The organism is Aliikangiella sp. G2MR2-5 (genome assembly GCF_015687155.1).
GTDB lineage: Bacteria > Pseudomonadota > Gammaproteobacteria > Enterobacterales > Kangiellaceae > Aliikangiella.
The window spans coordinates 611330-623628 of record NZ_JADPQF010000001.1; the positions used below are offsets into that span (position 1 = coordinate 611330).

At 40.4% G+C, this 12299-nt stretch carries 10 protein-coding genes; 8 read left to right on the plus strand and 2 right to left on the minus strand.

Annotation, left to right across the window (positions count from 1 at the left end):
- Nucleotides 1-3 precede the first annotated feature (3 nt).
- The 8 genes from IYN84_RS02465 to IYN84_RS02500 all read left to right on the plus strand — a co-directional run bounded on the left by IYN84_RS02465 (nt 4) and on the right by IYN84_RS02500 (nt 10198).
- A complete protein-coding gene (locus IYN84_RS02465) occupies nt 4-981 on the plus strand; it encodes a TauD/TfdA family dioxygenase (protein ID WP_196137576.1) in 978 nt (325 codons plus the stop codon).
- Nucleotides 978-2249: a phenylacetate--CoA ligase family protein gene (locus tag IYN84_RS02470; protein WP_196137577.1), complete on the plus strand. Its 1272-nt coding sequence runs from the start codon at nt 978-980 to the stop codon at nt 2247-2249. The genes IYN84_RS02465 and IYN84_RS02470 overlap by 4 nt, the downstream gene beginning before the upstream one ends.
- Nucleotides 2239-3453, plus strand: a complete 1215-nt coding sequence (locus IYN84_RS02475) for an aminotransferase class V-fold PLP-dependent enzyme (protein WP_210330272.1) — start codon at nt 2239-2241, stop codon at nt 3451-3453. Before IYN84_RS02470 ends, IYN84_RS02475 begins: the two co-directional genes overlap by 11 nt.
- 27 nt (nt 3454-3480) lie before the next feature.
- A complete protein-coding gene (locus tag IYN84_RS02480) occupies nt 3481-4497 on the plus strand; it encodes a TauD/TfdA family dioxygenase (RefSeq protein WP_196137578.1) in 1017 nt (338 codons plus the stop codon).
- A 94-nt stretch (nt 4498-4591) separates the two neighbouring features.
- Entirely contained in the window at nt 4592-5851 is a 1260-nt protein-coding gene (locus IYN84_RS02485) for an efflux RND transporter periplasmic adaptor subunit (RefSeq protein WP_196137579.1), read from the plus strand.
- Between the two features lie 17 nt (nt 5852-5868).
- The gene (locus tag IYN84_RS02490) at nt 5869-6615 is read left to right on the plus strand and encodes an ABC transporter ATP-binding protein (RefSeq protein WP_196137580.1); all 747 of its coding nucleotides are present in this window, start codon (nt 5869-5871) and stop codon (nt 6613-6615) included.
- Between the two features lie 10 nt (nt 6616-6625).
- Nucleotides 6626-9037, plus strand: a complete 2412-nt coding sequence (locus IYN84_RS02495) for an ADOP family duplicated permease (RefSeq protein ID WP_196137581.1) — start codon at nt 6626-6628, stop codon at nt 9035-9037.
- Between the two features lie 126 nt (nt 9038-9163).
- On the plus strand, nt 9164-10198 hold the full coding sequence (locus IYN84_RS02500) for a TauD/TfdA family dioxygenase (RefSeq protein ID WP_196137582.1): 1035 nt from the start codon (nt 9164-9166) through the stop codon (nt 10196-10198).
- 329 nt (nt 10199-10527) lie between these two features.
- Here IYN84_RS02500 and IYN84_RS02505 read toward each other — a convergent pair whose 3' ends face one another.
- Together IYN84_RS02505 and IYN84_RS02510 are read right to left on the minus strand one after the other, a co-directional pair.
- Nucleotides 10528-11688 (minus strand): lipase family protein, encoded by a 1161-nt coding sequence (locus tag IYN84_RS02505; protein WP_196137583.1) that lies wholly within the window; start codon nt 11686-11688, stop codon nt 10528-10530.
- A 3-nt stretch (nt 11689-11691) separates the two neighbouring features.
- Nucleotides 11692-12216: a DUF6795 domain-containing protein gene (locus IYN84_RS02510; RefSeq protein WP_196137584.1), complete on the minus strand. Its 525-nt coding sequence runs from the start codon at nt 12214-12216 to the stop codon at nt 11692-11694.
- Nucleotides 12217-12299: the final 83 nt, after the last annotated feature.

The window sequence follows — 12299 nt, forward strand, 5'->3', positions numbered from 1 at the left end:
ATAATGTCAATGATAAATAATTCCGCTTTATGTGTTCAGTCAGTGAATGATGTAGAACTAATTGTTTCAGTAGAACTGTCTGGTATGAAGTTAGTGGATTGGATAGCACAGAATCGTTCAGTCATTAATGAATGGGTAGATTCAAAAGGAGCGCTTGTTTTGCGTGGGCTTAACTTGACTAGTAGTCGTCAATTTGGTCGATTGGTTAGTCAGATTTTCGATGAGGAGCTACTCTCATATAGTCATCGTTCGTCCCCAAGAACAGAGCTGAAAGGAAATGTTTACACTTCAACGGAATACCATCAGGCAAAAATGATCGTACAGCACAACGAACAAGCTTATACCAATATTTGGCCAATGAGAATTGCGTTTTTCTGTTTGTTACCCGCCGAACAAGGAGGGGAGACACCTATTGCTGATAGCCGGGTGATATATCAAGAAATACCATCTGAAATTCGAGAAGAATTTGACAAAAAAGGTGTGCAGTATGTACGTAATTTTTCAGATATTGATTTGCCATGGACTGAGGTTTTTTGTACTGAAGACAAGAAAGTGGTCGAGCAGTATTGTGAACGAAACGGGATCGACTATCAATGGATTGGCGAAAATGATTTAAGAACTAAGCAAGTACTCCCGGCTACAGCTATGCATCCCTCTAGCGGGGAGATTCTTTGGTTCAACCAGGCTCATCTATTTCATTCATCGACGATAGGAAAAGAACTGCAGCAAGCATTACTCGTTTCTAAAGGAGAGGAGTTTCTTCCGAGAAATGCTTTTTACGGAGACGGAAGCAGGATAGAGGATTCCGTCATTAGTGAGATTTGCAAAATCTATCAAGAAAATAAGTTCTCATTTGAATGGCAAAAGGGAGATGTAATGTTACTTGACAATATGATGTATAGTCACGGTAGAGAGACATTCAAAGGAGATAGAAAGGTTCTCACAGCTATGACTACTCCACATGAGGTGAAAGCCTTATGAATATGGAATCACCAGTTCTAGATAAATTCCTGGAGGAAGTAGAATATGCTTATCAGAATGTCCCGTTTTATCGAAAGGCTTTGGATAAGCTTGGCGTTATTACCGGCGAGTTATGTCAAGATAGTTATCAGCAAAAATTACCATTAACGGACAAAAGAGATTATCGTAAAAATTTCCCAATTGGAGTTTTGGCAAAAGGATTTTCCTTAAATCACCCTATGTTAAACAAGAGCCAGAGTTCTGGAACTACTGGTGAAAGGCTTGTGACATTTGAAATTGGGATGAATTTGTTGCAAAGAGCTATTACCTGTACACAGGTCAACCCCTATATACAAGATGTATTTACTCAACCAAACCGCAAAATATGTCGTTATGCTGCACCTAACTGTTCCGATGTTGAGTGTGCTAGTCCACATAGTACTTTGCAAGACAGGCTGTTAGCGGATGGCACTTTAGTCCTACCCGTCTACCATGACTTATTGACTACTTCACCACAGCTTGTGGATAGAGCGATTGATGAGATAGAACAGTACAAGCCAGATTTATTTTACGTTGATCCGACGCACTTTGCATTTTTGTTGAGGGAGTACAAGAAAAGAGGTTTAACGCCGCCTCGAATACCGGTGATTACCTCATACTCTGCAGCAACAGAAGTTAGCAAGAGACAAATCTTAGAATTCTATCCAAAGACTCATTTTGCTGAATTCCTGTCATCTTCTGAAATGGGCTGGATCGCTATGCAATGTCCGTCTGGGCGATTACATCTAAATGAAGAAAGTTTTTTCTTCGAGCTTCTTGATCGAAACTATGAACCTGCTATGGCTGGCGATCTTGCTCAGCTATGTATCAGCAGCATTGATCAGGGAGCGCTTCCGCATTTGAGATACCAAACAGGAGATATGGTTACCCAGTTGCACGGTAATTGTGAGTGCGGAAGCAAAAATCGTTCAATTGTAATTGAAGGTCGCGAAAGTAACTTTATCCAGCTTGGCGATGGTATTCAGCATTCTCCACTTTCAATTGACCGACTAATCGGCGCTCCAGATTGGTTGGACTTGTATCAATTGGAACAAATAGAACATGAAAAGTTTATATTGAAGATGATAGTCAATAAGAAATATCAAGCTGAATCGGAAAACGCTGTAATCAGTAATCTGAAAGGCTTACTGGGAAAATCTGTCGATATACGTCTCGAAGTCGTGGACTATATTGCGTCGGAAAGATCGGGCAAATTTCAAGCAGTAAAAGGAATGAAAATTGATAAATAATATTTTTAAAGAACAGGATTTTATTAAAGACTTTCCTGCGCTAAGCAAAATGATTGATGGGACTAAAGTTACCTATCTGGACAATGCTGCTACAACGCTTAAGCCCGTGTCAATGGTTAATGCGGTCAACGAATACTATTTGGGAATATCGACCAATGTGCATCGCGGAAAAAGCTATAGTCTGGAAGAAGTATCTAATCGCTATGAGCAGTGCCGTTATGCTGTAGCGGAGCTTTTATCATGCTCGGGAAACGAAGTAGTATTTACTCGTAATACCACAGAAGGTGTTAATTTGGTTGCCAATGGTCTGGAGTTCGATGAAGGTGACAAAATTCTGGTTTCATCTGACTCACATCACTCAAATTTTCTGCCCTGGATGAGACAAGCTCAATTATTGACCGTAAGAACCAGAAATGACGGTAGCCTGGATCTCGATCACTATTATGAATTACTCCAATTGAATCCAAAACTGGTAGCGATAAATCATTGCTCTAATGTCACTGGGGTCTATCAACCTATCGAGCCAATGTTGAGAGCTGCAAAGGAAGTCGGCGCGATTACATTTGTCGACGCAGCTCAATCTATTCCCCATAGGAGAGTTAATGTAACTCAGCTTGAAGTCGACTTCTTAACATTTTCAGCTCACAAGATGTTGGGCCCGACAGGAATAGGCATCTTATTTGGACGACAGGCAATGCTAAACAATCTTCAGCCGCTCAACCTGGGGGGAGGAATGGTTAACTGGGTAGAAAAGGACTCCTATGATTTGAGGAAAATACCTCATCGGCATGAAGCGGGAACTCCTCATATCGCTGGCGCATATGGACTAAGTGCAGCTATCGAATATATACAGAATCTAGGCTTGGAAGCGATGGAGTCCCACGACAAATCTATGGGGCAGCATATGCTGGATTTGGCCCTCGAAAGAGATTATTTAAGGGTGATAAATTCAGCTCCGAACCTGGATCGAGGAGCCGTTCTTAGTTTTCAGATACCAGGACTCAGTGAATTGGATGACATTGCTCGAATTCTTAGTGATTCGTACGGAATTATCTGTAGAAATGGGCATCTATGTGCTCAGCCCTACGTGGATGAACATTCTGAAGGCCAAGTATTGAGGATATCGGCGTATGTGTATAACAGTGAAAAAGATGTGTCTCGATTTTTTAGCTGTCTGGACGAACTTCAGGGTGTGATGTTTTGAGTGGAATGACAAATAAGGTTAATGATAATGATTGAAGATATAGTAGAAAACAAACAACTTCACGATCATCAGAATTTGAAAAATTTGCCTAATGAAGTTGTTAATCAATATTTCTTTAATGAGGAAGACAGGCTACCTCTAGTGTATGAAGCAAAGCAGGAAGCAATTAATCTGCAATCATTTTATCAGCAAAATGAGGAACAGATTCAGGCTAACCTACTTGAGTATGGAGCAATACTTTTCAGGGGGTTTGAACTAGAGAATGTGGAAGATTTCGAGGGTGTTATTCAAACTGTCTTAGAGGAGGTTACACCCTATCTAGGTGGAGCAACTCCTAGAAAAGTGATCTCGTCCAAGGTATCTACTTCTACTGAGTTTCCTTCAGATCAAGAAATCAGCTTGCACAACGAACTATCCTATGAGCACTCCATTCCTTCTAAATTGCTTTTCTTCTGCTTGCAGCAACCGGTGAAAGGCGGACAAACTCAAATTGCAGACGTAAATCGGGTATTCGATTATATTGATTCTGAGATAATTTCTGCTTTTTATAATAATAACGGATGGAAACTTATTAGAAATTATGGAATGGGATTTGGGCCAAATGTAGAATCGGGCTTTGGGACGACTGATGTTGATGAAATAAAAAGGGAATGCGAAAAGCGCGATGTTGAATTGCAAGTAATCAAATCTGATTTGCTCAGAACAATTCATTTAAGGAGTGCTGTAACCAATCATCCTAATAGTGATTTGCCACTCTGGCTTAATCACATAGTATTCTGGCATTCCTCAAGTTTGCCCAAACAATACTTCGAATACATGTCTAACGCGTTTGCCCCTGAAGAATTTCCTTATTTCACATGTTATGGGAATGGAGAATCTATTCCTGATGAGTTTGCTGAAAATATTCGAGCTGCATATAGGAAAGCAGAAGTAGTGTTTGACTGGCAAAAAGGAGATGTCTTACTTCTTGACAACTATCGCGTAGCACACGGAAGAAAACCGTTTGAAGGAGAAAGGAAGATTCTTGTTTCAATGGGGAATTGATTTGAGCTGTCCGGAAAAGGTGACGTATACAGTTAAGGCTTTATGTGTCTATAAAATAATAAAGAAAAGTTGAAAGTTAAATTAAGGAAAGTGTATGGATTTTGTTAAGCCCAAAACATCACAGCCATTCTACAAAAAGAGAACGTTTTTGATAGTTTGCACAGGTTTAATTTTAAGTGTAGGTGTTTTGGTAAGTAATGTTATCGATTTTGCCGTTCACTCAGTAGAATCAAATTCATTTATTACCGCACAAGTTCGACGTGGAGATCTTGCTGTAAAGGTTTCTGCACCAGGTACTTTGGTTCCTAGAGATATTCAGTGGGTTGCCAGCAATGTAGAAGGCAAGGTGGAGAGTATCATTGTCAAACCTGGTGCCTTTGTAAAGGCAGGACAGCTAATTGCAGAATTGGCGAACCCTGAGTTGAAGCGACGAGTGCAAGAGCTGAATTGGCAAATCGAAGAAATGGAGGCTGAAACCAGAGCTCTTAAAGAAAGACATTCCACACGAATTCTTGATATGGAAGCTACGGCACTGAACAATCAGATGGAGTATAACAAGGAAAGTATACGCGCATCTGCTGAAGAAGAACTTATAAGAAAAGGAAATGCTACTGTATCGATGCTTGATTTTCAATCCAGAAAGCTTACTGTTGAACAGCTCAAAAAGACTCTCGAAATGGACAAGGCAAGAACCGAACAGCTCAGGTTAACCTTAGACGCAGAATTTGAAGCTCAACTGGCTCGATTGAGCAGGCTTAAGAATGAATTGGAGCGGGCAAAATTCCAATTAGAATCACTTAAAATATTGTCTCCTGTCGATGGCGTATTGCAGGCCATGCCTATCGATTTAGGACAGCGCCTAGCTATAGGAGATAATATTGCTAAGCTTGCTAAACAAGATGACCTGATCGCTGAACTAAGGGTACCCGAATTTAATGCATTGCAGGTTCAGGTTGGTAAAAAAGTTATAGTTGATACAAGAACCAGCAAAATTGAAGGAAAGATTATTCGAGTAGATCCTGCTGTCGTGGAAGGGGTCGTACAAGTTGACGTTGAGTTGACTAGTCAATTACCTGTTGAAGCCCGCCCTGATCTTTCCATCAACGGAGAAATATTCATTGATGAAAAACCTGATACTTTATTTGTACGGCGACCAGCATTTTCCCAATCTAATCAGAGGATGTCTGTTTTTCGGTTGAATGATAACCAAAGCGTTGCAGAGAAGATTAATATTCAGTTTGGTGTCTCATCGAGCATAGATATAGAAATACTTGAAGGACTAGAGGAAGGCGACAAAATTATAGTTTCCGAAATAAGTAGCTTTGAAAATTACAAAAAGATAGCCATAAATTAGAACAATAGGAGCAAATCATGAGTGCGTTAATTAGTTTAAAGAAATTAAAGAAAGTGTTTTCTACAGAAGAGGTTGATACTCATGCTTTGAGCGATATCGATCTTGAAATAAAAAGCGGAGAATATGTTTGTATATCTGGACCATCAGGCTGTGGAAAGTCGACGCTTCTTTCAATTTTGGGATTGCTCGATACGCCTAGTGGCGGTTCGTTTATTTTGAATGGCACTGATGTTTGTGAATTGGATGCAAAGCAACGAGCTGATGTTCGTAAAAAGGAAGTTGGTTTTGTTTTTCAATCGTTTAACCTAATAAGTGATTTAACAGTAGAGGAAAATGTCGAGTTACCGCTGACCTATAGAAAAGAGTTGTCAAAAGCTGAAAGAGAATCAATGGTTGCTAATGCTCTGGAAAAAGTTGATATGGCTCACAGAAGAAAACATTATCCTTCACAATTGTCAGGTGGGCAACAGCAAAGGGTAGCTGTCGCAAGAGCTGTAGTTGGAAATCCGTCAATTATTCTTGCTGACGAGCCAACAGGAAATCTTGACTCAAAGAATGCTGAGCAAGTAATGAGTTTGCTCGATCAGTTGCATGGCGAGGGGGCAACTATATGTATGGTAACTCATGATCCACGTGGAGTAAAACGAGCCAAGAGAAGTGTCGAAATATTTGACGGTAGAGTTGTGGCTGATTCATCCCTGTCCAGACCCAAAAAAACAGAACAATCTGAGAAAGAGTTAGCAACCGAAGCCACCGTTGCCTAAGGAGCCGAAAATGAATTTTTTTGCAGATTTAAAAGTGACTTTTAGATCGATGAGACGAAATTTTCGATTCTCGTTATTGGCGATCTTTGTAATGACTTCAGGGTTGTCTTTGTCAATTTATATGTTCAGCTTTCTTTATAATACCCTTTCTGCACCTTTGCCTTTTGATCAAGGTGAGAGAGTAAGAAAGCTGCAGCCGATCACTTCCACAAACCAATTCTTGAGCTTTAGACTTTCCGATTACCAGGATATGGCAAAGTCTCAAACAACGTTTGACGTTTTTGATACATACTACAATCGTCGTAGAAATTTAGTGTCAAGTGATCGCTCCTTTAGAGACAGGGTGTTTTACGTTAATCCTCCTTTCTTTGAGGTATCTAATGCAAGACCATTGAAAGGTAGAGTGATTAATCAAGATGATATGTTACCCGGTGCAGCTCCAGTTGTAGTAATTGGTGAACATATTTGGGATAACTTGTATGGGGGCGCGGATGATGTTCTCGGTAAAGAACTGCGAATTGAAAACAAACCCTTCACTATTGTCGGAGTGATGCCGGCTACATACCGTTTTCCTGACTACGCTAAAATTTGGGCGCCATTTGACATGACGACCCAGGGGATTAATAGGAGTAATGTACCTTACGCTTCTGTTTACGGACGACTCAAGGAAGGAGTTAGCGATGAACAAGCTGAAGCTGATTTGGTGCAGATTATGGAACAAATTGCGCTGGAATATCCCGAATTAAACGAAGGTGAATCGGTTATCGTAACGACTTTTCAAAAGTTGGCAGCTATGACCACCGATACTCTTATTCTTGCAATGCAATTATGCGTTGGACTAGTTTTACTCCTGGCCTGTATCAATACAGGAAATTTGCTGTTATCGAGAGCTCTCGAGAAAAGTAAAGAGTCTGCAATAAGGACTGCGATGGGAGCTACTCGAGGAGTGCTGGTAACTCAGGTTATGATGGAGGCAGTACTAATTTGTCTGATTTCTGGTGTACTGTCTCTGATGATAGTAAGCCTTAGCCTGGAAGGTAGTTTGACTGCGTTAAAAAGTATGTTTTTAGGTAGCGAACCTCCTTATTGGTGGAGGTTTGAACTAACTCTTGAAAGCTATCTGGCAGCAATATTTATGACCGTTGCAACGGCAGTTATTACCGGCTTATTACCGGCTATAAAAGCTACAAAAGGAGATGTCAGCTCGATCTTAAGAGATGGTACTCGAGGAGCGCAGAGCTTTCAATCCGGTAGGCTTAGTAAGCTAATTGTGATATCCGAAGTTGCTCTATCAAGTGCGCTCCTGCTCATTGCAACCTCGGTTGCTCTTTCTGTGATAGAAAAAAATCATACGGACTATGGGATTAGACTGGATGGCTATTTAACAGCTGAAGTTTCGCTTAATCGTTCAGATTATAGAACAGATGAGAGACGTCTAAGCTTTTTCCAAAAATTAGAGCAAGAACTGGAGAAACAACCTGGCGTTGACGATGTTTCTTTTACGCGTATGGTACCTATAACCTGGGCAAGGGTTGAGCAATTCGAAGTTGAAGGTGTTGATTATGGAAAAGATCCCAAGTATCCAAGACCAGAAATCGTAACAGTCTCTAATGATTACTTTAGTACTGTAGAGATTAAGCTCTTTGAAGGGCGTACATTTAGCGAGCAGGATCGAGCCGACACACCTTTAGTTGCAATCGTAAGCCAGAACTTTATTAAAAAGTATATGAATGGAGAACCAGCCCTAGGAAAGCGTATTAAGTTGGCTCGTAGTGGGAGTGATTGGTATACGATTGTTGGGGTGGTTAATGACGTTACCCATGGGTGGCCTTACAGCTATAACATCGAAAGACCCAGTGTATTTGTCAATTTGCAACAAAATCCTGAAAGGGCAATGAGTGTTGTTATTAAAACGGCGAATGATCCTAACTTACTGAGAGAAACGCTTCGAAGGGTTGCGTTTGAAGTGGAGCCTAACGCTCCCTTATTTAATGTTCTTACTATGGAACGCAATCATGAACGTGCAGTAGCAGACATTAATTTTATCAGTCGATTATTTATCCTCTTTGCGATTGCATCGATGATTCTCGCGTTTAGTGGAATCTATGGCGTTATGGCATATACGGTGACTCAGAAGACTCAAGAAATAGGTGTACGAAGAGCTTTGGGCGCAGATAACCAAGAGATACATGTTCACTTCCTTAAACAGGGGGCCATTCAATTAATTACAGGCCTTCTGGTCGGAATTCCAGTAGGTATCGGCTTGCTAAACATGCTTATTCAATCTGAACTAGTGAGCTTTTCGGCGATGATTTTTATTCTGGTTCCACTAGCGATTAGTTTGACCATTGTAATTGCTGTCGCTAATCCGGTTCGAAAGGTACTTAAACTGGAACCTATACACGCTCTCCGCTATGAATAATAGAAGGGAATACTAGAAGTATACTGCTCATTTTTGCGCTTTAATCTGAATTTCATATCAGTCTAAACACTATGGGCAGTCAATATGAAGCGATAAATTAACTATATTTAATAATCGAGGTGTAATTTGAACAGCCAACAAACACTTAATATAGATAGTGAGACGGAGGCGGATTCAGTTGAATCTTTTACAATTGATCTGGAAGAGCCAATTAACGTTTTTTCGTTGGAAGGATATGATTATCCTGCGGTTGTTTCCGGCGATAGTGATTCTGCGGATATTTATGACTGGCTAGAACGAAATAGGGGCTTTGTAGAAGAGCAGCTATTACAAAAGGGAGCCCTTCTTTTTAGAGGATTCAGGTTAGCTGAAAAAGAACGGTTTGAAAGGTTTGCCGCGCAAGCTTGCAACCAACTTATCGGAAATTACGCAGATCTTCCGGAAGAGAGTGGAACTGATGTGATCTACGGTTCGACTCCATATCCAGAAGATAAAACAATTTACTTCCATAACGAAAGTTCACACTTAAATCAATGGCCAACAAAGCAGTTTTTTGCTTGTGTTACACCATCTCACACTGGTGGAGAAACGCCAATCGTAGACTGTCGAGTCTTGTACAAAGAGCTTCCGCAAGAGTTTCTTGCTAAATGCAAGCAGCATGGACTGCTCTATATTAGAAATTTCATCCCGGGTCTGGATGTTAGCTGGCAAGATTTCTTTAAGACAGAATCAAAAGCCGACGTGGAGCTGGCGTGTCAAGCAGAAAATATGCAGGTTGAATGGGGGGAATTTGGTCGTTTAAAAATATCGAAGCGAGTAGATGCAATCAAAAAACATCCTGTAACTGGAGAGGATATATTCTTTAATCAAATTCAACTTCATCATCCCAATTTTCTTAATCATTCAGAAAGAGAGTCATTGATTGAATTATTTGGTGAGGAGGGATTGCCTCGGAATGTAAGGTTTGGCGATGGAAGTATAATTAGCGATGAAATCGCGAATGAGCTATACGACGCTTGTGTCCGCAACTGTGTGAAGTTTAATTGGCAAAAAGGGGATCTGTTAATGGTAGATAATCGAATAATTGCCCATGCACGGCTACCCTTCAAAGGAGAAAGGAAAATACTTGTGGCGATGGGAGATTTGGAAAAATCAATTTAGGTCCTAACCATTAGATTGGATTTACCTGGAGTATTTTAATATTTTGCTCAATAATCTTTATGAGCAATTTTCAATTCTTGCCTGTTAGGAAAAATGGTTATGGCTTTCCTGAATAGCCGGGTAACAGAGTTTGTTGAAGAAATAAAGGCCTCAGGTAGGCCTCGCTTGGCAGTTTTGATAGTGTATGCGCTGCTTCTTATATGGGCAGCTGTTGCTTTTCTGCTTGCTTTTCACCTTACTCAGTACTTTTGGCCAAAGTGAGGGTTGATTAATAAAGGAATGGCGCTTAAGTTCTTATAGAGCGCCATATTTAAACTGGATTGGATGAACTAGAGGTTACGAAAAGCTTTTTTGGCCAGCTCATGAGAGCGATGAATAAGCATACGCAGTAATCCTTGTAGAAAAGAACGAGTAAGTTTCTTACTATCTTCTACTGGACGCATACCCAATACTTGCATGATTTTCTTAATGAAAAGTTTTACATAATAGCTCACGCTTTCGGCTAGATGAATGCCTTTCTCTAATATCCAGGCGATACGGTCGGCTAGAGTATGTATACCGACTATACCCGAGTGTATTAGTGAGATTGCATTACCAACAACCTTTTTAATTACAAATATTAGAGCTGCATCAAGCCAGGCCCAGGTTTTTGGATTTTCCGGGTTTAATCCGACTTTCGATTCTAAAAGCTCGACTATTGCCTGCTCGTGATTAAACACTGGCGCCCGACGCTGTAAACCCGTCCAGCTCATATTTTTAACTGATTTTATATATCCCGCCATTTTATGAGCTTCACCGGAGATGATTTTATTTTCCGAGTGAATATAATGGCCGTCACCAGGCGTCGGACTATGCAAGTAAGGAAAGATCGGTACCATAGGTACCGGATCGGTAGAGTGGAATACGCGATGAATATTCCCTGCAGTTAGCTTGGATGTGAGTTTCCAGTTAAAAAGGGCGAGCCCTGTCCGCGGTTGCCCAAAAGTATAGAGTTTTACAGTACGTCCTGTATTTGACTTTAACCAGTCTGCAGCTAACGTCGCGACGGCTCCACCCAGACTATGTCCTACGCAGTGAATCATTCCTTTAAGTTCACCACTATTGTCTTTAATAAACTGCCTGATTTCCTGCAGCATACTCTTAAAGACTTCGTTGAAACCAATATGTACCTGAGTTCCTGTCTTGGAAAACTGAGTGCCAATTCTTGCATCACTGATTACATCAGCTTTATTATTGGCCATAGTTGTTCCACGAAAAATAAAAAAAGCATCACCTTTATGTTTTGCCCCATCTCCCATTGCGCAGAGTCCAAATCCATCTTTTGCTTTATTGATTAATCGACCACCCACAGTGGCTGTCAATTTTGACTTGTGAGATATTTTTTTTGAAAAAATTCCTCTAGCCAGGAATAATTGAAAAGCATCGTTATCTTGCACATCATAAATTTCTGATGCCAGACTTGCCGCGATAGAAGGGTTTAACTCAGCCATTTGTCACTCCTGTAATTTAATGGATTTCCAACGACATTTAGTACCTAACAGGCTTTGATTCTCTCCAAACACTCTTTCAAATTCATTGGATAGCTCACAAGTGACTATGCCAATATTTTTATCAGCGGTTTCGCCGTAAAGCTTTCCATTTCTATTAGTTGAAAGCCAAATTAGATCTTCTTCTCCATCTTCTATTACCCAGACTTTTTGTTGCGCTACAAACTCGGTAATTGAACTCATTTTGAAGGAATCCTGGTGAAGCGGAAGTGAGAAGTTTCCTTCAGAGTCACTCCTGTACTCCTGAAAAACGCCTTCCTGATTGGCGTTCCAGGTTAGCTTTCGTTTTAGTTTGACATTGGCAAGAGGAATACCATCCTTAAGTAGCTTTCCTTCCAATGGAGATGCAATGACATAGGTTTTTTCTTCAGGCTTGTTCATCATTGGCTTCAGCATGTTTTCGTTACTCTCCTCGGTACATCCTGCCACAACTAATAGAAAGATGATTGTTACTATAAAAGTTGTTCTCATTGTATATCAGGTTTTCTTATGAGTAATCGCAGGCTAGCATGATTAAATATTGATTGAAATAATCATATTTGAGTATTTATTGT

Bases quoted from the DNA above. Each gene is read 5' to 3' on its own strand.
- IYN84_RS02465 (WP_196137576.1), top strand. From the start codon at position 4: ATGTCAATGATAAATAATTCCGCTTTATGTGTTCAGTCAGTGAATGAT.
- IYN84_RS02470 (WP_196137577.1), top strand. From the start codon at position 978: ATGAATATGGAATCACCAGTTCTAGATAAATTCCTGGAGGAAGTAGAA.
- IYN84_RS02480 (WP_196137578.1), top strand. From the start codon at position 3,481: ATGATTGAAGATATAGTAGAAAACAAACAACTTCACGATCATCAGAAT.
- IYN84_RS02485 (WP_196137579.1), top strand. From the start codon at position 4,592: ATGGATTTTGTTAAGCCCAAAACATCACAGCCATTCTACAAAAAGAGA.
- IYN84_RS02490 (WP_196137580.1), top strand. From the start codon at position 5,869: ATGAGTGCGTTAATTAGTTTAAAGAAATTAAAGAAAGTGTTTTCTACA.
- IYN84_RS02495 (WP_196137581.1), top strand. From the start codon at position 6,626: ATGAATTTTTTTGCAGATTTAAAAGTGACTTTTAGATCGATGAGACGA.
- IYN84_RS02505 (WP_196137583.1), bottom strand. From the start codon at position 11,688: ATGGCTGAGTTAAACCCTTCTATCGCGGCAAGTCTGGCATCAGAAATT.
- IYN84_RS02510 (WP_196137584.1), bottom strand. From the start codon at position 12,216: ATGAGAACAACTTTTATAGTAACAATCATCTTTCTATTAGTTGTGGCA.